Below are 20,723 nucleotides of genomic sequence, written 5' to 3'. Positions count from 1 at the left end.
GGCGGGAGGGTGGTGGCCCCTAGGATGAAAAGGTGACCGACGACAGCTCCACCACGCCGGTGCCCGCTACGCCGCAGGCCCCGGCCCCCGAGCCGATCGGCGCGCAGTCCGCGCGCCGGATGCGGACGCGCCTGGCCCGCATCGGTGCGCCCCAGCGCGGGGGCACCAACCCGGTCCTCGAGCCGCTCTTCCGCTCCGTGCGCGCGAGCCACCCCAAGGCCGACCTGGCCCTGCTGGAGCGGGCCTACACGACGGCAGAGCACTACCACCGCGACCAGCGTCGCAAGAGCGGTGACCCGTACATCACCCACCCGCTCGCGGTGACGACGATCCTCGCCGACATCGGAATGACCGAGGCGACGCTCTGCGCGGCGCTGCTCCACGACACGGTCGAGGACACGGCGTACAGCCTGGAGGAGCTGCGGCGCGACTTCGGCGAGGAGGTCGCCCAGCTCGTCGACGGCGTCACGAAGCTCGACAAGGTGCAGTACGGCGCCAACGCCGAGGCCGAGACGATCCGCAAGATGATCGTCGCGATGTCGCGCGACATCCGGGTCCTCGTGATCAAGCTCGCGGACCGGCTCCACAACATGCGCACGCTGCGCTTCGTGAAGCAGGAGACGCAGGAGCGCAAGGCCCGCGAGACGCTCGACATCTTCGCGCCGCTGGCCCACCGGCTCGGCATGAACACCATCAAGTGGGAGCTCGAGGACCTCTCGTTCGCGACGCTCCACCCCAAGATCTACGACGAGATCGTGCGGCTCGTCGCCGAGCGCGCACCGTCACGCGACAAGTTCCTGGCCGAGGTGATCGCCCAGGTCGAGGCGGACCTGCGCGAGGCGAAGATCAAGGCGACGGTCACCGGCCGGCCGAAGCACTACTACTCGATCTACCAGAAGATGATCGTCGGCGGCCGCGACTTCTCCGACATCTACGACCTCGTCGGCATCCGTGTCCTCGTCGAGGAGGACCGCGACTGCTACGCCGTCCTCGGTGTCCTGCACGCCCGGTGGAACCCCGTCCTGGGGCGGTTCAAGGACTACCTGGCGATGCCGAAGTTCAACATGTACCAGTCGCTGCACACGACGGTCATCGGCCCGCACGGCAAGGCCGTGGAGATGCAGGTCCGCACCTACGCGCAGCACCGCCGCGCGGAGTACGGCGTGGCAGCCCACTGGAAGTACAAGGAGGACGGCCGCAACGGCGTCGACACCGAGCGCCTGGGCGACAAGGACGACATGTCCTGGGTCCGGCAGCTGCTGGACTGGCAGTCCGAGGTCGAGGACCCGGGGGAGTTCCTGGAGTCGCTCCGCTTCGAGATGAACCGCGCGGAGGTCTACGTCTTCACCCCGCGCGGCGACGTGATCGCGCTGCCCGCCGGGGCGTCACCGGTCGACTTCGCGTACGCCGTGCACACCGAGGTCGGGCACCACACGATCGGCGCCCGGGTCAACGGCCGGCTCGTCTCGCTGGAGTCGCAGCTGGAGAACGGCGACGTCGTGGAGGTCTTCACCTCCAAGGCGCCCAACGCCGGTCCGTCGCAGGACTGGCTCACGTTCGTGAAGTCGCCGCGTGCGCGCAACAAGATCCGCCACTGGTTCACCAAGGAGCGGCGCGACGAGGCGATCGAGCACGGCAAGGACGAGATCGTGAAGCTCATGCGCAAGGAGGGCCTGCCCCTCAAGCGCCTGATGTCGCACGAGGCGCTCTCGGAGGTCGCCGCGCACTTCAAGCTCGCCGACGTTTCCGCGGTCTACGCCGCGGTCGGCGAGCACCAGCTGTCGGCCGCCGCCGTCGTACGCCGGGTCATCGAGCTGCACGGCGGCGACCAGGGGGCCGCGGAGGACCTCGCCGAGGGCGTCACGATCACCGGCCGGACAGGCCGCACGCCACGGTCGTTCGGCTCCAGCACCGGTGAGGTGCCGGTGCTGGTCAAGGGTGCCGACGGCCTGTGGGTCAAGCTCGCGAAGTGCTGCACGCCCGTGCCACCCGACGACATCCTCGGCTTCGTGACGAAGGGCGGCGGAGTCTCCGTTCACCGCACCGACTGCACGAACGCCACCGACCTCAAGGGCCAGCCGGAGCGGCTGATCGAGGTCGAGTGGGAGGTCAGCGCCAAGGCGACCTACCTCGTCAACATCCAGGTCGAGGCGCTCGACCGCTCGCGGCTGCTGTCGGACATCACGATGGCGCTCTCCGACGCCCACGTGAACATCCTGTCGGCGTCGCTCAGCACCTCGCGCGACCGCGTGGCGAAGTCGAAGTTCAGCTTCGAGATGGCCGACGCCAAGCACCTCGACAACGTCCTGCGGGCGGTGCGCGGGGTGCCCGGCGTCTTCGACGCCTACCGGATCTGAGGCGGGTCAGCCGAGCGGCTGGTTGATCCTGACCATGTTGCCGGCCGGGTCGCGGAACGCGCAGTCGCGCACGCCGTACGGCTGGTCGAAGGGCTCCTGGATGACGTCGGCGCCGGCCGCCTCGAGCTTCGCGAAGACCGCGTCGACATCGTCGACGGCCACGATGATCGCGCGGAGCAGGCCCTTGGCGAGCAGCGCGGAGAGGGCCTCGCGGTCGGCCGGAGTGGTGTCGGGGGAGCCGCCGACGGTCTCGAGGACGACCTCGACGTCGGGGGTTCCCGGAGCGGCGATCGAGACCCAGCGGAAGTCGCCCATGGAGACGTCCTTGGTCACGGTGAAGCCGAGGAGGTCGCGGTAGAAGGCAAGGGCCTTGTCGTGGTCGTCAACGGTGATGAACGTGTGTGAGAGCTTCATGTCAGCGAGCCTAGGAGGCCGGGGGCGGGGTGCGCTTCTCCGATCCTGACCGATCTCCAGCGGCCTCGGCAGGCACGGCTGCGGCGGGGCGCATGGGCCGCGTGACGACCTTGGCGACGCACCCGGGCAGGGCGGCGAGCCAGTCGTGGTCGCCCGCGAGCGCGGCGGCACGGTACGCCGACGGGGTGGTGCCGACCAGCCGCGTGAAGCTCGCCGAGAACGAGCCGAGCGACGTACAGCCGACGGCGAAGCAGGCGTCCGTGACGGACATGCCGCCGCGCAGCAGCGTCATCGCCCGCTCGATGCGGCGCGTCATCAGATAGCCGTACGGCGTCTCGCCGAACGCCTCGCGGAAGCTGCGGTGGAAGTGGCCGGCCGACATGTGTGCGGACGCAGCGACCGCCGGCACGTCGAGTGGCTCGGCGTACCGGCGGTCCATGAGGTCACGCGCCCGCCGCAGCGCCCGGAGGTCTGCGGGGGAGAGCACGGCTCAGCCGGAGAACTCGGAGCTGACCTTGCGGGCCATCTCCAGGAACTGCTGCTTGTTGGCGATGTCGGACTCGAGCTGCTTGACGCGCTTGTCGTCGCCCGACGCCTTCGCCTTGTCGAGCTTGGCCTGGACCTCGGCGATACCGGCCTCGAGCTGGGCGACGACGCCCTCGGCGCGAGCGGACTTCTCGGGGTCGGACTTCTTCCAGACCTCGTCCTCGGCCTGGCGCACGGCCGTCTCGACCTTGCGCATCCGGCCCTCGAGCTCCTTGATGCGGTCGCGCGGGACCTTGCCCGCGGCCTCCCAGCGCTCGGCCAGGTCGCGGAGCGCCTTCTTGGCTGCGTCGAGGTCGGTGACCGGCACCAGCTTCTCGGCCTCGGCGAGGATCTGCTCCTTGACCTCGGCGTTGGCGGCGAACTCCTGGTCCAGCTCGGCGTTGGCAGCGTCGCGGGCGCCGAAGAAGGCGTCCTGGGCGCCACGGAAGCGCTTCCAGAGCTTGTCGTCGACCTCGCGCGGGGCGGGACCGGCGGCCTTCCACTGCTGCATGAGCCGGCGGTACTCGCCTGCGGTGCCGCCCCAGTCGGTCGAGCCGGCGAGCGCCTCGGCCTGCTCGGCCAGCTTCTCCTTGATCGCCCGGGCGGCGTCGCGCTTCTCGTTCTGCTCGGCGAAGTGCGCCTTGCGGTGACGGGTGTACGACGTGCGGGCGGTCGAGAAGCGGCGCCACAGCGTGTCGTCGCTCGCGCGGTCGAGGCGGGGGAGACCCTTCCACTCCTCGAGGAGGTCGCGGAGGCGGTTGGCGCCGTTGCGCCAGTCCTGGGAGGTCGCGAGCTTCTCGGCCTCGGCGACGATCTCCTCCTTGCGGGCCTTCGACTCCGCGGTCTTGGCGGCACGCTCGGCCTTCTTGACCTCGCGCTGCTCGGCGATCACCGGGCCCAGCGCGTCGAGCCGTGCGACGAGGGAGTCGAGGTCACCGACGGCGTGGGCGTCGACAACCTGCTCGCGGACCTTCTTCACCGAGCCGGCGGCCTCCTCGGGCCCCAGCGCACCGCCCTTGACCCGCTGCTCGAGCAGGTCGACCTCGAAGGCCAGCGCGTCGAAGCGGTCGGTGAAGAACTTCAGCGCTTCCTCGGGCGTGCCCTCGGGGTACTGCCCGACGGCGCGTTCGCCCTCGGCGGTGCGGACGTAGACGGTGCGGTCCTCGGCGACCCGTCCCCAGTCGGCAGACGCTCCCGGAGTGGGCGCGGCCGAGGGGGTCGTGTCCTGCTGCTCGCTCATGGTTGCCCATCGTAGTCACACGGGTCCCGGTGCAAGGCAGGCAATCGGTAGGCTCTGACGGTCCGCAGTACTCGAGGCAGATGAGGTCACCACGTGTTCATCGCCGGATTCCCCGCCGGTTCCTGGGGCACCAACTGCTACGTCGTCGCGACGGAGCCCGGTGCCGAGTGCGTGGTCGTCGACCCCGGGCAGAACGCCGCGAGCGGTGTCGACGAGCTGATCCGCGAGCACAGGCTCAAGCCGGTCGCTGTCCTGCTGACCCACGGGCACATCGACCACATGTGGTCGGTCACCCCCGTCGCGGGCACCTACGATGCCACCGCGTGGATCCACCCGGCCGACCGCCACCTGCTCACCGACCCGATGGCGGGCATCTCACGCGAGTCCGCCCAGATGCTGCTCGGCGGCAAGTACGAGTTCACCGAGCCCGACGACGTGCGCGAGCTCGGTGACGGCAACGTCCTGTCGATCGCCGGCCTGGAGATCACCGTCGACCACGCGCCGGGCCACACGCAGGGCTCCGTCGCCTTCCGCACGCCGTACGGCGACCAGGGGATCTCCGAGGTGATGTTCTCGGGCGACCTGCTCTTCGCCGGCTCCATCGGTCGCACCGACCTGCCGGGTGGCGACCACGCGCAGATGCTGACCAGCCTGCGCGACAGGGTGCTCCCGCTCGCCGACGACATCGTCGTGCTGCCGGGCCACGGTGAGCAGACCTCCATCGGTCGCGAGCGCGCGACCAACCCCTACCTGCTCGACCTGCTGCGCTCCGGCGACGCAGGGCGCGTCACCCGAGGACTCTGAGGCATCCCATGGCCAAGCCCACGCCGCTGAGCGGCTTCCCCGAGTTCCTGCCTGCCGACCGCGTCGTCGAGCAGCAGGTGATCGCCACGCTCGCCCGCACCTTCGAGCTGCACGGCTTCGGCAACATCGAGACCCGCGCCGTCGAGCCGATGGACCAGCTGCTGCGCAAGGGCGAGACCTCCAAGGAGGTCTACGTGCTCAAGCGCCTCCACGACACCGAGGGTGACGCGGGCATGGGCCTGCACTTCGACCTCACCGTGCCGTTCGCGCGCTACGTCCTGGAGAACGCCGGCAAGCTGGAGTTCCCCTTCCGCCGGTGGCAGATCCAGCCGGTCTGGCGCGGTGAGCGGCCGCAGGAGGGGCGCTACCGCCAGTTCACGCAGGCCGACATCGACATCATCGGGCGCGACAACCTGCCGTTCCACCACGACGTCGAGGTCGCGCGGGTCATGGTCGAGGCGCTGTCGCAGCTGGAGTTCCTCCCCGGCTTCCGGCTGCAGGTCAACAACCGCAAGCTGATCCAGGGCTTCTACGAGGGCGTCGGCGCTGATGACACCGACAAGGTCATGCAGGTCATCGACAAGCTCGACAAGCTGCCGGTCGAGAAGGTCCGCGAGCTCCTGCAGTCCGACGCCGGTCTCGACGAGAAGCAGGCCGACCTCTGCCTCCAGCTCGCCACGATCGAGTCCGAGGACGCCTCCTTCGTCGACGCGGTCCGTGCGCTCGGCGTCGAGAGCGAGCTCCTCGAGGAGGGCCTCGCCGAGCTGGCCGCCGTCGTCGCGGGTTGTGCGTCGGTCACCTCCGACACCGTCAAGGTGGTCGCCGACCTCAAGATCGCCCGCGGCCTCGACTACTACACCGGCACGGTCTTCGAGACTCGCCTGACCGGCTTCGAGTCGCTCGGCTCGATCTGCTCGGGTGGCCGTTACGACGCGCTCGCCTCCGACGGCCGCAGCACCTACCCCGGTGTCGGCATCTCGCTCGGCGTGAGCCGCGTGCTCGTCCCGCTCGTGCAGAAGGGCCACCTCACCGGCTCGCGTGCAGTCCCGAGCGCCGTGCTCGTCGCGCTCAACGAGGAGGCCTCGCGCCCCGCGGCCGACGCGGTCGCGCAGCAGCTCCGCGCGTCCGGCGTACCCACCGAGGTGGCGGCGAAGGCGGACAAGTTCGGCAAGCAGATCAGGTACGCCGAGAAGCGCGGCATCCCGTTCGTCCTCTTCGAGCGCACCGACGAGCAGGGCGCCACGACGTACGAGGCCAAGGACATCCGTTCGGGGGAGCAGGTGACCGTCGACCCGGCCACCTGGACCCCACCCACCATCGACCTGAAGCCCCAGGTCATCACCAAGGAGCAGCAGTCTTGATCCGCACCCACGACGCCGGCACCCTCCGTGCCGAGCACGTCGGCCAGACCGTCACCCTCGCCGGCTGGGTGGCCCGTCGCCGCGACCACGGTGGCGTGGCATTCATCGACCTGCGCGACGCCAGCGGCATCGCCCAGGTGGTCATCCGCGACGAGGAGCTCGCCCACTCGCTGCGCAACGAGTACGTCATCAAGGTGACCGGTGAGGTCGTGGCGCGCACCGCGGGCAACGTGAACCCGAACATCGCCACCGGTGAGGTCGAGCTGGTCGTCGCCGAGCTCGAGGTCCTCAACACCGCGGCTGCCCTGCCCTTCCAGATCGACGACCACATCGAGGTCGGCGAGGAGGCACGCCTCAAGTACCGCTACCTCGACCTGCGTCGTACCGGCCCGGCCGCGGCGATCCGCCTGCGTTCGGAGGTCTACAAGGCGGTCCGCGACGTCCTGGCCGGCCGCGGCTTCACCGAGGTCGAGACGCCCACGCTGACCCGCTCCACGCCCGAGGGCGCCCGCGACTTCCTCGTGCCTGCCCGCATGCACCCGGGCAGCTGGTACGCCCTGCCCCAGTCGCCCCAGCTCTTCAAGCAGCTGCTCATGGTCGGCGGCATCGAGAAGTACTTCCAGATCGCGCGCTGCTACCGCGACGAGGACTTCCGGGCCGACCGCCAGCCGGAGTTCACCCAGCTCGACATCGAGATGTCCTTCGTCGACCAGGAGGACGTCATCGAGATGATGGAGGACGTCATCACGGCGATGTGGGCCACCATCGGCGTCGAGGTGCCGACCCCCCTCCCGCGGATGACGTACGCCGACGCGATGCGCCTCTACGGCTCGGACAAGCCCGACCTCCGCTTCGGCAACCCGCTGGTCGAGTGCACCGAGTACTTCGCCGACACGACGTTCCGCGTCTTCCAGGCCGAGTACGTCGGCGCCGTGGTCATGCCGGGTGGCGCGAGCCAGCCGCGCAAGCAGCTCGACGCGTGGCAGGAGTGGGCCAAGCAGCGCGGCGCGCGCGGCCTGGCGTACGTCCTGGTCCAGGAGGACGGCACCCTCACGGGTCCCGTCGCGAAGAACCTCTCCGAGACCGAGGCCGCCGGTCTGGCCGCCCACACCGGCGCCAACCCGGGCGACTGCATCTTCTTCGCCGCCGGTGCCACCAAGTCCTCGCGTGCCCTGCTCGGCGCCGCACGCCTCGAGATCGGCAAGCGGCTGGGCCTGCTCGACCCCGACACGTTCGCCTTCACCTGGGTCGTCGACGCCCCGATGTTCGAGCCTGCCGGCGACGCCGTCGCCTCCGGTGACGTCGCCGTCGGCGCGGGGGAGTGGACCGCGGTCCACCACGCCTTCACGGGTCCGAAGCCGGAGTTCCTCGACACGTTCGACACCGACCCGGGCAGCGCGCTGGCCTACGCCTACGACATCGTGTGCAACGGCTCGGAGCTCGGTGGCGGCTCGATCCGTATCCACCGCGAGGACGTGCAGAAGCGCGTCTTCAAGGTGATGGGCATCGGCGAGGAGGATGCCCAGGAGAAGTTCGGCTTCCTGCTCGACGCGTTCAAGTTCGGCGCCCCGCCGCACGGCGGCATCGCCCTGGGCATGGACCGGATCCTGCAGCACCTCACCAAGACGGACTCCATCCGCGAGGTCATCGCCTTCCCGAAGTCGGGTGGCGGCTACGACCCGTTGACCGCTGCGCCCGCTCCGATCACGGAGCAGCAGCGTGCCGAGGCCGGCGTGGACGCCAAGCCGGAGGAGCCCGCCGAGGCCTGAGGCGCCGCGCCTGGCGATCACAACAGAACAGTCACCGAGTAACGATCCGGACACGCACCACGGCGCGTGTCCGGATCGTTACGTTCAGGTGATCGCCAGACCAGTTGTCCGGTCCTAGTGTCCCCTCAGGGGGTGCCTGTCGGGTGCCCGCAGAACCGAGGAGGAACGGGATGAACAACTCCAGGCGCCGCCGCGTAAGCGTGGCAGCGGTGGGACTCACGGTGGCGGCGACCGCGCTCGCGGCCTGCAATGGCGTCACGAAGAGTGAAGAGGGCAGTGGGTCTTCCGAGCTGACGGTCGGCTGGAACCAGCCGTTCTACTCGCTCAACGACCAGACGGGCACCGGCAACAACGTCACCAACGCCAACATCGCGTACCTCACGAACTCGCAGTTCAACTACTTCGACGCCGACAACAAGCTGCAGAAGGACACCTCGTTCGGCACGTACGAGAAGACCTCCGACAGCCCGCTGACGGTCAAGTACACGCTCGCTGACACGGCGAAGTGGTCCGACGGCGTGCCGGTCTCGGCCGCCGACCTGATCCTCGGCTACGGCGCCAACAGCGGCAACTTCAACACGGTCAAGGCCGACGATGTGAAGACCGACGAGAACACCGGCGCGACCACCGCACCGAAGGGCGAGGCGTACTTCAACGCCGCCGGTGCCGGCGCCAACGGCTTCCAGTACATCTCGAAGTTCCCCGAGGTCAGCGCCGACGGCAAGTCCGTCACGCTCACCTACGACAAGCCGTTCGCCGACTGGGAGCTCGACTTCTTCAACGTGCTGCGCACCCCGGCGCACGTCCTCGCAGCGGAGGCGCTCGGCACCACGGACGCCGACGCCGGCAACGCCGCGGTGATCAAGGCCTTCCAGACGAAGGACAAGGCAGCGCTCGCCAAGCTCGCCAACTTCTGGAACTCCGGCTACGACTTCGCCGACACCCCGAAGGACAAGCAGCTCCTCGTGGGCAGCGGTCCGTACGTGGTGAGCGCGGCCAAGAAGGGCCAGTACGTCACGGTCAAGAAGAACCCGAAGTACGAGGGCGACCACAAGGGCAAGGTCGACCAGATCACGGTCAAGTTCTTCACCGACGCCACGCAGGGCCTCGCGGCTCTCAAGAACGGTGAGATGTCGGCGTACGAGGGTCAGGCGACCGTCGACTCGGTCAAGGACGCCCAGGGCAAGGGTCTCGACATGATCCGCCGCCCGGAGAGCACCTACGAGCACATCGACCTGACCGTCAACAACGGTGGTCCGTTCGACCCGAAGAGCTACGGCGGCGACGAGCAGAAGGCGAAGCTCGTCCGTCAGGCGTTCCTCATGGCCTACCCGCGCCAGGAGATCATGGACAAGATCATCAAGCCGATCGTGCCCGACAGCGAGCTGCGCCAGTCGCTGGTGACGTTCGCCGGTGCGCCCGGCTATGACGAGATCTCCAAGACCAACGGCGCAGCTTCGTATGGTGCCGGCGGCGAGGAGGGCATCGCGAAGGCGAAGGCGCTGCTGAAGCAGGCCGGCGTCACCAAGGCACCTGTCGTCCGTGAGATGTACGACAAGACCAACCCGCGTCGTGCCGCGGAGTACGCCCTCGCGGCGGCCGCCGAGACCAAGGCCGGCTTCAAGATGGTCGACACGGGCGACGGCGACTGGAGTGCGAAGCTCGGCAACAAGTCCTACGACGCGATCTTCTTCGGCTGGAACAGCACGACGACGTCCGTCCTCGGCTCGATGGCCAACTACGTCGGTGGCGCTGGCTCCAACTTCCAGGGCTACAAGAACCCGACCGTGGACAAGGCCTACAACCAGCTGCAGTTCACGACCGACCAGGCCGAGCAGATCAAGCTGCTCAAGACGATCGACACCGCCATCTACGGCGACGCCGTGACGCTGCCGATCTTCGAGTTCCCCGGTGTCGTCTTCTACGACAGCAAGACCATCGGTGGCCTGGACCCGGCGTACCTCTCGCCGAACATGTTCTACGGCTTCTGGAACTGGACCGCCAAGTAGAAAGAAGCCACGCCTGAGTGGGGTGCGTCCGGCGACGGACGCACCCCACGCGGGTCATGACGCCATGATCACTTTTCTTGCACGACGCCTGACGACCTCCGCGATTGTCGTCCTCATCTCTTCCTTCCTCATGTACTTCTTGGTCGCGATCGCCGTGGACCCTCTGTCGGTCCTGCGTTCCAGCACGATGCCGTCGGCCGCGAAGCAGCAGCAGATTGCCCACCTGACTGCCCAGCTGCACCTCGACGAGCCGGTGATCGTCCGCTACTTCGACTGGCTCAAGGGCGCCGCGGGGTGCACCTACGGCATGTGTGACCTCGGCACCAACTGGCGCACGCACGAGGCGGTGACCTCGATGCTCAGCGGAGCCGTCGTCACGACCCTGCAGCTGGTCCTGGTCGCCACCGTGCTCGCGGTCGTGATCGGTGCCGCCATCGGCATCGTCAGCGCGCTGCGGCAGTACAGCGGTTTCGACTACAGCATCACCTTCATGTCGTTCCTCATGTACTCGCTCCCGGTCTTCTGGGTCGCGGTCATGATGAAGTCCTTCCTCGCCATCGACTTCAACGACTTCATCCAGAATGGTGGGCAGTTCTCCGCCGTCTGGATTATCGGTGTCGCGCTCGTAACCGGTCTCGCGGTGGGCGCAGCCTGCGGCGGAGGCCGTGGGCGGATCCTGCGCATCGGTGCCATCACCGCGTTGGCGGTCGGAGCCCTCATGGTCTACGCCAACCTGACCGAGTTCTTCGTCACCCCAAGCTCCGGCGGGCCCCTGGACCTCCTGCGCGTGCTCGTCTTCTCGGTCGCGATCGCGTTCGGCATCACGGCGCTGAGCACCGGCCTGCGCAACCGCAAGGCGCTGTACTCCGCGCTCACGGTCGCCGGCATCGGTGCCGCGCTGTACTACCCGATGCTCTACTTCTGGAACGCCGTACCCGCCTCGTGGCCGATCGTCCTCCTGCTCGGTGTCGTCGCGATGCTCGTCGGCATCGGCGTCGGCTTCGCCTGGGGCGGCACGGAGCGCAGCCGCTCCGCACGCACGGCGGCGATCACGGCGTTCTTCGTCGCGGGGATGCTCTTCCTCGACCGGCTGGCACAGACCTGGTACGACTACGCGCACTCCTCGTGGGTGCACGGCCGTCCGATCGCGACGTCGGGTGACTCGACGCCCAACCTCGGCGGCTCGTACTGGATGCACACGACCGACCTGCTGACCCACATCCTGCTGCCGTCGATCACGCTCGTGCTCGTCTCCATGGCGTCGTACACCCGCTATGTGCGCGCCTCGACACTCGAGGTGCTCAACCAGGACTACATCCGCACGGCGAGGGCCAAGGGCCTGACCGAGCGGACGGTCATCATGCGCCACGCGTTCCGCAACGCGCTGCTCCCGCTGGCCTCGGTCGTCCCGGTCGACATCCTCTTCGTCCTGGGCGGTGCGCTCATCACCGAGACCGTCTTCGGCTGGTCGGGCATGGGCAACCTGTTCGTCACCGCGCTCCACGAGAACGTGCTCGACGCCGCCATGGGCTATCTGCTGATCGTGGCGGTGCTCGCACCGCTGGCCAACATCGTCGCTGACCTGCTCTACGCGGTCCTCGACCCTCGCATCCGGGTGGACGCATGACACACGACCTTCACTCCGTGGAACGCTCCGGAGAGCACCTCGAGGGGCCGATCGAGAACGCGATCGAGCTCAAGGAGGTCATGGGCCTGTCCCAGGGCCAGATCGTCCGCAAGCGGTTCCTCCACCACAAGGGCGCCATCGGTGGCGTTCTCGTCCTGATCGCCGTGGTCCTGCTGGCCTTCAGCTCGGTCGGCTTCCGGATCCTGGGCGTCGACGTGCCCGGGTGGTGGCGGTGGAACGTCACCGACCTGCCGCAGATCGTCGACGACGGCGATCCCAGCTCGGCCTTCGGGGTCATCCCGTGGGGGATCCACCCCTTCGGCCAGGACGACGTCGGCCACGACGTCTTCGCACTGGTCATGAAGGGCACCCAGACCTCGATCATGGTGATGGTCGTCGTGGGCCTCGTGGCCATGGTCATCGGCATCGTCGTCGGCGCCGTCTCCGGCTACTACCGCGGCTGGGCCGACCAGGCCCTGATGCGTCTGACCGACCTCTTCCTCACCTTCCCGGTGATCGTCGTCGGCGCGGTGCTCGGCAAGAAGTTCAACCACGCTGCACCGTGGATGCTCGCCGCAGTGCTGGGCGCGATCCTCTGGATGACGCTGGCTCGTCTGGTGCGTGGTGAGTTCCTGGCACTGCGCGAGCGGGAGTTCGTCGATGCGGCGCGGATCTCCGGCGCAGGCCCCACGCGGATCATCTTCAAGCACATTCTGCCCAACGCGATGGGCGTGATCATCGTCCAGACGACGCTGCTGATGTCGTCGGCCGTGCTGCTGGAAACAGCCCTGTCGTTCCTCGGCTTCGGCATCAACCCGCCGCAGGTCTCCCTGGGCTGGCTGGTCTCCAACTACCAGAGCGCGTTCAGCTCACGCCCCTGGCTCTTCTGGTGGCCCGGTCTGGTGATCGTCATCCTCGCGCTCTGCATCAACTTCATCGGCGACGGCCTGCGCGACGCGTTCGACCCTCGTCAGAAGAAGGTGCCCAGCGCCAAGGCGATGGCGAAGGCCGACACGAAGGCCGCAGCCACGAGCACGTCGCTGTTCCAGCGGATCTCCGGCCGCGGCGGCGCGAAGCGGGGGTCGTCGAGATGACCAGCCGCACGATGCTCCTCGAGCTGGCGCAGGACGTCCTCGTGCAGCCGTCCGCGCTGCGGCGCTGCCCAGGAGGTGTAGGCGCCGTGCTTGGTCTGGATGCGCAGGCCGAGGCGACCGTTGACGGACTCGATCGTCGGCCACGGCACGTGGACGGTGCGCAGCGGGTTCGCCAGCACCACCTCGCCGGGGCTGATGTCGACGTACGGACGCACGTACGCCGCGTAACCCGCCAGCCCGAACACCAGCGCGCACAACGTGCGCACGCTCATCAGCTCACCAGCGGCGGCCAGGGCGACCGTCACCACCACGGCGACACCCATGGCCGTCCATCCCAGGAAGCGTCCGGAGTGAATGCGCATGTCTGATCGTCCCATCCTCGAGGTCACCGACCTCAGCGTCGAGTTCTTCGTCGACGGCGAGTGGATCGCCGCCGCAGAGGGAGTCAACTACACCGTCGGTCGCGGCGAGGTACTGGCCATCGTCGGCGAGTCCGGCTCGGGCAAGACCCAGACGTCGATGTCGCTCCTCGGCCTGCTGCCGTCCAACGGCCGCGCCACCGGCAGCGCGAAGCTGGACGGCAAGGAGCTGATCGGCCTGACCGGGGCTCCGATGCGCCGGGTCCGCGGCAAGGAGATCGCGGTGATCTTCCAGGAGCCGATGACCGCGCTCAACCCGGTGTACACGATCGGCTTCCAGATCGTGGAGACCCTGCGGTCGCACTTCGACCTGACGCCGAAGGCCGCCAAGGCTCGCGCGATCGAGCTCCTGACGATGGTCGAGATCCCGGACCCGGAGCGTCGCTTCGACAGCTTCCCGCACCAGCTCTCGGGCGGACAGCGCCAGCGGGCGATGATCGCCCAGGCGCTCGCCTGCGAGCCGAAGCTGCTCGTCGCCGACGAGCCGACGACCGCACTCGACGTCACCGTCCAGGCCGAGATCCTCAAGCTCATGCGCGACCTCCGCAGCCGGATCGACTGCGGCATCATCCTGATCACGCACGACATGGGGGTGGTGGCTGACATGGCCGACCGGATGATCGTCATGAAGGACGGCAAGGTCGTCGAGCGTGGCGACACGGTCGAGGTCTTCGAGCACCCGCAGGACGCCTACACCCAGCGGCTGCTGGCTGCCGTTCCGTACTTCGGCAACCCCCGCACGGACTTCGAGATGCCGTCGGTCGACTACAGCGCCGCTCCCGTCGTCCAGGCGACCGACCTGGTGCTGAAGTACCCACGCCGCGGCAAGCAGCCCGAGTTCACCGCCGTCGAGGGCATCTCCTTCCACATCAGCCCCGGTGAGGTGCTCGGCCTCGTGGGCGAGTCCGGGTCGGGCAAGACGACGGTCGGTCGCTCGCTCGTCGGCCTGCAGCCAGTCGCCTCAGGCTCGCTCCTGGTCGGCGGCATCGAGATGCGCGGCGCCCACGCCCGCAAGCTGCGGCCCCTGCGCGAGAAGGTCGGGTTCGTCTTCCAGGATCCGGGCTCGTCGCTCAACCCGCGGCTGCCGATCGGTGAGTCGATCGGCGAGCCGATGTACCTCCACCGCAAGCTGCGCGGCAAGGCGCTCAGCGACCGCGTGGAAGAGCTCCTCGACTCGGTGCAGCTCGCGCGGAGCTTCCGAAACCGCTACCCGCACGAGCTGTCGGGTGGCCAGCGGCAGCGTGTCGGCATCGCTCGCGCCCTGGCACTCGAGCCGGAGCTCCTCGTCGCCGACGAGCCGACGTCCGCGCTCGACGTCTCGGTGCAGGAGCGCGTGCTGGCGCTCTTCCACGAGCTGCAGCAGTCCCGTGGCTTCGCCTGTCTGTTCATCAGTCACGACCTCGGTGTCGTCGAGCAGCTGACGCAGCGGATCGCCGTCATGCACAAGGGCCGCATCGTGGAGATCGGGCCGCGCGACGAGGTCGCGCACGACCCGAAGGACGACTACACGAAGCGCCTGGTCTCCGCGGTTCCCGTGCCCAACCCCACGGAGCAGCGCCTGCGCCGCGAGGAGCGCGACCGCCTGATCGAGCAAAGCAGGCTCGCCGCCGGCCACCGGCCCTGACCCTCCCGGGCACCGGACCTGAGTGTCCTCGGACGCTGCGCCTGCCGCAGCGTCCGAGGAACAGGCGAGTAGTTCTCCCCATCGACGTCGCCCGCTGGACTCGGCTAGGTTGACGCCACTTGCAGTGCACAAGGGGGATCAGGACGTGCTTTCTCGGGCGCGTACGCGTGAAGTCGTACGCCGGCGCAGGACCACCGTCGCGGCATCGACCGCGCTTGCCGTCATCGCCGGCATCCTCGTGGCGTACGCCGTCAACGCTGACGGCTACCCGGTGCACAAGGCCGAGCTCAACGACGGCGGCGTCTGGGTGACCAACCAGGCCATGGGCGCGATCGGGCGGCAGAACGTGCCGGTCGCCCAGATCGACGCCCGTGTCTTCGACGGTGACCCCTTCGTCGCGCGCACGTCGCTCGACGTCTTGCAGGACGGCTCGGCGATCGTCTCGGTCGACCGCTCCACAGGCAGCCTGATGCCGGTCGACGCCGCCTTGGGCAAGGGCCTCGACCAGCAGCGCGTGACAGCCGGTGGCCGGCTGGCGCTGCTCGGTGGCGACTCGCTCGCATCGGTCGATCCGACGACCGGCAAGGTGTGGGCGACCACCGTCGACCCCTCGATCGGGGCGATGTCGCTCGACGGCCTGACTGCCGACACCCGGCCGGTCGCCCGGGCCGGCGGAGGCGCCATCGGCGTCGCGGGGCGGGACGGCACGGTCTACGTGGCGTCGACCGACGAGGGCCGGCTCGTGTCCCTGCGCCGGGCGGACGATGGCCCCGGGTTCACGGCGCCGACGACCGAGAAGCTCGGTGCCGACATCCCGGGTGCGCTGGCGCAGATGTCCGCTGTCGGCGGCCAGCCCCTGATGCTCGACGACAAGGGCAACCTCGCAACGCCCGACGACGCGCTGACCAACGTCGGTGACGGCGCGCTGCTCCAGCAGGCGGGGCCGGACAGCTCCGACGTCCTCGTCGCCACGCCCGAGTCCCTGCTGGCCGTGGGGCTCGACGCCGGCACGAAGCGGGTGCTGCAGAAGGTCGGGCCCCAGCAGTCCGCAGCCGCTCCCGTCGTGATGCCCGGCGGCTGTGCCTTCGCGGCGTGGGGGAGCGGTGTGACCGGCACGCTCTCCTCGGTGTGCGACGACCGCGTGCAGACCTACACGTTCAAGATCCAGACCGGCGCCGACCTCGTCTTCCGCGTCAACCGCAACCAGGTGGTCCTCAACGACCAGAAGTCGGGCATGACGTGGGACGTCACGTCGGGCTCGCCCCAGCTGATCTCCAACTGGGAGGCGTTCCGCCGGAAGACGAAGCAGAAGGACGATAAGGACAGCGAGAAGACGGAGGCGGAGACCTCCACGCCGCCCCAGGCCAACCCGGACCACCTCGGCGTCCGCGACGGTCGTACGTCGGTGCTCCACGTGCTCGACAACGACCTGATCGGCTCCGACGGCATCCTCTCGATCGTGGACGTCAAGGGCGTGACCCGCGACGACGTGCAGGTCAGCATCGCGCCCGACCGCCAGACCTTGCTCGCCACTGTCGACCCCGGCGTCTCGGGCACCGTCCACTTCGGCTACACCATCTCCGACGGCGGCTCGCGCCGTAGCTCCCAGGACGACGGCGAGGTCACCCTCACCGTCCGCGACGACGCCGGCAGCGGGACCCCGAAGCTGCGCAAGCACGCCACGGCACCGACGTACAGCGTCACGGCGGGTGGGGTGCTCGAGTTCCCGGTCACCAACGACTGGCGCGACGCCGACTACGGCGACCCGGTCGTGGTGCAGGGAGCACGTGGCGCCGGCGGCCTCGAGGTGAGCACCACGGCGCTCGGCCTGGTCCGGGTTGGTTGTGTCAACTCGAACTGGCCCCACGGTGACGGCTTGACCTGGCCCCACCTGGGCGACTCGACCTTAAACTCTCAGGCCTTCACGAGGCGCCTCGGCCAAGGCCGATAGAAAATTGGAGTACCCACGGTGGCCGCCGCGAATTCGTAATGTGACGCCTGTCGCAATTCTGCGTTCCAGAGGGGGACTTGATGGACGGATCGACGTGGCGCCTTCGGGTTGGCGCATTTGTTGTCGTGCTCGCAACAGTCGGCCTGGGGCTCCAGGCGCCCGCACACGCGGCCGACGCCCCGGTCGCTGACCCGGCGTCGTTGACGGAGGATCCGATCACTGATCCGCCCGTTCCCGCGCTCGAAGACCAGCCGTCGCAGTATGTGCTGGCTGACTCAACAGCGGAGGCGGCCGCCATCCTCGATGCGCTCGCCTCCGGCGGATCGGCCAGTATCAACGCCGCCAGCGTCCAGTACGGCCCCTGTGTCCTCTATCCGAGCGTCGTGTACCTGCGTGCATCGAGCGGCTACGGCGCAGTCGGGGCCAAGCCGTACACGAAGTGCAGCGTGGCCGTGACGAGCATCCACCACGAGACGACCCTGAAGTACAAGTGGGCACTGTGGTGGCGCTCAAAGGGCCCCTACACGGGCACGAACTACGGAGCTGCTTCCTACACTTCGTACAACGTTGAGTACTGGTGCAAGAGCTCTGAATCCACCACTTGGGCCGGAACCACGTGGGGCAGCATCCTCTACCGCGGAAACACGTACTACGCCCGCGTCTACCAGGGCCAGCAGCAACTCAAGTGCGGAGCATGAAACTGCCGACTCCTAAACTGTTCCATCGGCAAGCCGAGCGCGATCAGCCGACTTGCTGCTTCGTCTACGCCCGAACAGGACCTGGGCACAGCGAACCCTTCGCTGGAGTCGTCGCGACTGATGCTGACGCGCGCCAAGTTGCAAGTCGCGTCAGGCGGACATTCCCGGATTTAGAAGTACGTTGGGAGGCCGTGCCATGGCACGGCACCGCCCCCGGGCCTATCCCTGGATCCGGTGCCTTCGTCGTTCTTGAGGGAGCTCCAGACAACGAGATTGGCATCGGCGCATTTGCCGATGGCAGCCAAGCAGCGGAAGCGCTTGCCGCGCAGGGGCCAGCCGAATCCTCCGCGCACATCCGCTACGTTCGCGTGGGTGACTGGCTGCTCGGCGGCTCGCCCACCAGGTGAAGGACAGCAGGCGACCCCTTGACAAGGACACTTTGACCGTGCCGTCAAAGCGTCCTTGTCAAGGGGTGGCCTGGGGGCTGGCAGGATTAGCAGTACATGGTTGTGCCGCCGCCTGCGTAGCGGCAGGTGTCCATGGTCGTTCCGCTGCTGTTGCGGAGGACGGCGTAGTCGCCGTCGTTGTTCCAGACCGCTCCGTTGGACGTCGCAGTCGCGACGTTGCCCCAGTAGCGCTTGGTCGTGGTGTTGGTGCCGCGCCCGGTGTAGAGCGTGAGGGAAGCGCCGGCGGCGACGCGGGTGGTGCCGAACTTGTAGTACTGGTTGTCGGTGCCAGGCGAGCTCCAGATCTTCCAGCCGGTCAGGTACTTCGCGGAGCTGGAGAAGTTCTTGAACACGATGTATTCGGTGTTCAGGTCGGTGCCGCTTTGGGCGTAGTGGATCTTCGTGATCCGTAGCGAACTGGCCGCCTCGGCGGGGGCAGACAGCAACGCCAGCAGGAGGGGCACGGCGACGAGGGTGAGGACTCGCTTCATGTCAGCTTCTTTCGGGGTTATCCGGCGATTGCCGGAGCGAAGTAGGTACGGACGACGCGGCGCCACGGCGCCGAGGGGAGGTCGGGTCGGAGCAGCGCGACGGCCGCGCAGTACTTGCTGACCTTGACCGGCCTGACCCCGAGCTGGCGCAGGGCGCGATCGGCGCTGGAGGCTCCGCGACCGGACTTCGTCTCGATCATTGCGAACTGCGAGCGCAGGCCGGCCACGCGCTGCGTGTCGCTCTCGGTGAGCCGGAGGTCCACGTCGACGGTGACGCGTGCATCGGTTGTCAATGACACGAGTGTCGCCCGGCGGTTCGTCGTCGCATAGGAGGGCGCGAGGGGGCCCGGCAGGGGCTGGCGGTAGGCGTTGGCGACGACGTCGGAGACGAATGCGTGGCCGGGTTCGCCCAGCCGCGGCACCGGACCGCCGACCTCAAGCTCGCCGAGGTAGGGAACGCGAGTCTTGCGCGTCACCGCCCGCAGGCCCTTGTGCTTGACCTCCAGGAAGTGAGTCCCGGTGTCGGTGTAGGTCCGCAGCCGCACCTTGTACCGGCGTCGCCGCCCCTTCAGATGGTCCCGGTACGTCGCGAGGTCGGCGGTGTCGAAGTAGGTGGAGTGGTAGCCCATCAGCCGCTTCCCGCCGATCTCCAGCACCGCGAAATCGTCGTCCACCAGGTCAAAGAAGCGGTCCAGCGTGGACGCGTCGACGAAGTACTTCCGGTCCACCCGCGTCATCAGCGCGGCGCGCTCGTTGACCTCTTCCAGCCCGAGCCCGGCCATCCGGGCAGTCGCGGCCTCGAGGATCGCTGAGGCGCTCACAACGACTCCAGCGCCTCAGGAGCCTGAGCGGCGCGCGCCTCGGCAACACGCTGACCGTCGATCCGCCGTGGACGTGCCGCCTCGGCTGGCAAGGGCCGGAGGCGTACGTCGACAAGCATCGTCTCCCTCACATAATCGACCTGCTGGACGATCACGTGGAGCACCTTGCAGTTCATCCGCGCTTCGAGGTCCGCGCGCAGGTCGTCCTCGGTCGCGTGGACCGTGTCGAGGGTGACCAACTGGCGCTGCGAGTTCGGAAGCACCACACCGTTGTCCAGCAGAGCCATCAGGACGACCACGGCGATGTTGAGCAGGTTCACCAGCCATCGGTCGTGGAAAGTCATGCCGTTCAGCAGCCCGATGACCAGCGCCACGACGTAGTAGGCGACCTCCTGATGCGCAACCTGGTCAGAGCGAAGCCGAACGATCGACAGGATCGCGAAGAGCCCGAAGCCGAACCCCATCCCAACCTGGGCCTGATTAACGATCAGGACTCCGACGGCGAAGAGCCCGACATTGAGCGCCATGAACGCAAGCACCAAGTCAGACCGGCGGTGACGCCGGTAATAGACGCCGAAAGTGATGGCGAGCATCGTCACCACGTCGACCGCCAGCGAATGCAAAATGGCTCCACTGCGGTCGCTCACCCAGTTCTCCCAGAAGAACGGGTCAACAATCAAGGACGCAACTCCCATGCGAAATCTCCCCCCTCAAGGCAGCCTAGCAACACTGCCTCACCAACTATATGTCACAAACACCCTCTCGTGTTTCAGACGGGTTCATCTAACGTTCATGACGCGCCCGCTTGAACATCGGACAACGGGTGGTTGTGCCAACTCGTTGCGGCTGACGGCGTGATCTCGGGCCCGGGCCCTGATGCCTAGGGCCTTTGTTGCCCCACGCACACGTGGGACGCTTGGATCTGTCAGGGCCGTGGCGATGCGTCCCCCCGTCGTCGCTGCGGCCCTGCGCCAGACAGCGTCGGGGAATGGTCAAGTCCCTAGGCGTGGTGTACGAAACGAATCCTCCGTCGGGCGTGTCGCTAGGCGCTGATGGCGACCTCCTCGGTGATC

16 protein-coding genes and 1 pseudogene are annotated in these 20,723 nt (G+C 68.2%); 10 read left to right on the top strand and 7 right to left on the bottom strand.

The genetic code is table 11. The features are described 5' to 3' along the window. Positions 1-32: 32 nt before the first annotated feature. A complete protein-coding gene (locus IEX47_RS16705) occupies positions 33-2,357 on the top strand; it encodes a RelA/SpoT family protein (protein ID WP_373289248.1) in 2,325 nt (774 codons plus the stop codon). A 6-nt stretch (positions 2,358-2,363) separates the two neighbouring features. Here the strand turns inward: IEX47_RS16705 and IEX47_RS16700 are convergent, their stop codons facing one another. The 3 genes from IEX47_RS16700 to IEX47_RS16690 are packed head-to-tail and all read right to left on the bottom strand — an operon-like array spanning position 2,364 to position 4,536. After that, on the bottom strand, positions 2,364-2,771 hold the full coding sequence (locus IEX47_RS16700) for a VOC family protein (RefSeq protein ID WP_188785154.1): 408 nt from the start codon (positions 2,769-2,771) through the stop codon (positions 2,364-2,366). A gap of 10 nt (positions 2,772-2,781) precedes the next feature. After that, positions 2,782-3,258 (bottom strand): helix-turn-helix transcriptional regulator, encoded by a 477-nt coding sequence (locus tag IEX47_RS16695; protein ID WP_308423287.1) that lies wholly within the window; start codon positions 3,256-3,258, stop codon positions 2,782-2,784. A gap of 3 nt (positions 3,259-3,261) precedes the next feature. Further along, a complete protein-coding gene (locus tag IEX47_RS16690) occupies positions 3,262-4,536 on the bottom strand; it encodes a DUF349 domain-containing protein (RefSeq protein WP_188785153.1) in 1,275 nt (424 codons plus the stop codon). Positions 4,537-4,629: 93 nt separating this feature from the next. Here IEX47_RS16690 and IEX47_RS16685 point away from each other — a divergent pair, with 93 nt between their 5' ends. The 6 genes and pseudogenes from IEX47_RS16685 to IEX47_RS18155 all read left to right on the top strand — a co-directional run. Continuing rightward, entirely contained in the window at positions 4,630-5,340 is a 711-nt protein-coding gene (locus IEX47_RS16685) for an MBL fold metallo-hydrolase (protein WP_188785152.1), read from the top strand. A gap of 8 nt (positions 5,341-5,348) precedes the next feature. After that, complete coding sequence (gene hisS / locus IEX47_RS16680; protein ID WP_188785151.1) at positions 5,349-6,701, top strand: histidine--tRNA ligase; 1,353 nt, start codon at positions 5,349-5,351, stop codon at positions 6,699-6,701. Continuing rightward, a complete protein-coding gene (gene aspS / locus IEX47_RS16675) occupies positions 6,698-8,470 on the top strand; it encodes an aspartate--tRNA ligase (protein ID WP_188785150.1) in 1,773 nt (590 codons plus the stop codon). The genes hisS and aspS overlap by 4 nt, the downstream gene beginning before the upstream one ends. Before the next feature lie 209 nt (positions 8,471-8,679). Beyond that, on the top strand, positions 8,680-10,479 hold the full coding sequence (locus IEX47_RS16670; RefSeq protein WP_188785149.1) for an ABC transporter family substrate-binding protein: 1,800 nt from the start codon (positions 8,680-8,682) through the stop codon (positions 10,477-10,479). Between the two features lie 64 nt (positions 10,480-10,543). Further along, complete coding sequence (locus IEX47_RS16665; RefSeq protein WP_188785148.1) at positions 10,544-12,106, top strand: ABC transporter permease; 1,563 nt, start codon at positions 10,544-10,546, stop codon at positions 12,104-12,106. Further along, positions 12,103-13,023 (top strand): annotated as a pseudogene (locus IEX47_RS18155) (ABC transporter permease); the annotation flags it as partial. The gene IEX47_RS16665 and the pseudogene IEX47_RS18155, both read left to right, overlap by 4 nt. A gap of 53 nt (positions 13,024-13,076) precedes the next feature. Here IEX47_RS18155 and IEX47_RS18220 read toward each other — a convergent pair. Beyond that, positions 13,077-13,562, bottom strand: a complete 486-nt coding sequence (locus tag IEX47_RS18220) for a PH domain-containing protein (protein ID WP_229662959.1) — start codon at positions 13,560-13,562, stop codon at positions 13,077-13,079. On the opposite strand from IEX47_RS18220, the gene IEX47_RS16655 reads away from it, so the two are divergent. From IEX47_RS16655 to IEX47_RS16645, 3 genes are all read left to right on the top strand, one after another. Beyond that, positions 13,561-15,243: an ABC transporter ATP-binding protein gene (locus IEX47_RS16655; RefSeq protein WP_229662958.1), complete on the top strand. Its 1,683-nt coding sequence runs from the start codon at positions 13,561-13,563 to the stop codon at positions 15,241-15,243. The two genes, IEX47_RS18220 and IEX47_RS16655, sit on opposite strands and share 2 nt — an antisense overlap. A gap of 145 nt (positions 15,244-15,388) precedes the next feature. Further along, the gene (locus tag IEX47_RS16650; protein ID WP_188785145.1) at positions 15,389-17,194 is read left to right on the top strand and encodes an Ig-like domain-containing protein; all 1,806 of its coding nucleotides are present in this window, start codon (positions 15,389-15,391) and stop codon (positions 17,192-17,194) included. Positions 17,195-17,274: 80 nt separating this feature from the next. Continuing rightward, a complete protein-coding gene (locus IEX47_RS16645; RefSeq protein ID WP_188785144.1) occupies positions 17,275-17,892 on the top strand; it encodes a hypothetical protein in 618 nt (205 codons plus the stop codon). Between the two features lie 493 nt (positions 17,893-18,385). Here the strand turns inward: IEX47_RS16645 and IEX47_RS16640 are convergent, their stop codons facing one another. Genes IEX47_RS16640 through IEX47_RS16630 form a run of 3 tightly spaced genes read right to left on the bottom strand, consistent with a single transcriptional unit; the run spans position 18,386 to position 20,345 of the window. Next, positions 18,386-18,829: a lamin tail domain-containing protein gene (locus tag IEX47_RS16640; RefSeq protein WP_188785143.1), complete on the bottom strand. Its 444-nt coding sequence runs from the start codon at positions 18,827-18,829 to the stop codon at positions 18,386-18,388. 17 nt (positions 18,830-18,846) lie between these two features. Continuing rightward, positions 18,847-19,611, bottom strand: coding sequence for a polyphosphate polymerase domain-containing protein (locus tag IEX47_RS16635; RefSeq protein WP_188785142.1), 765 nt, complete (start codon positions 19,609-19,611; stop codon positions 18,847-18,849). A gap of 35 nt (positions 19,612-19,646) precedes the next feature. Beyond that, positions 19,647-20,345 carry a DUF4956 domain-containing protein gene (locus IEX47_RS16630; RefSeq protein WP_188785141.1) on the bottom strand — a complete coding sequence of 233 codons (699 nt, stop codon included), beginning with the start codon at positions 20,343-20,345 and terminating at the stop codon, positions 19,647-19,649. Between the last annotated feature and the right edge of the window lie 378 nt (positions 20,346-20,723).

The organism is Nocardioides phosphati, assembly GCF_014646375.1.
Taxonomy (GTDB): domain Bacteria; phylum Actinomycetota; class Actinomycetes; order Propionibacteriales; family Nocardioidaceae; genus Nocardioides; species Nocardioides phosphati.
Note: the sequence above shows the minus strand (reverse complement) of the source record. Positions and strands in the feature narration are given on the sequence as shown.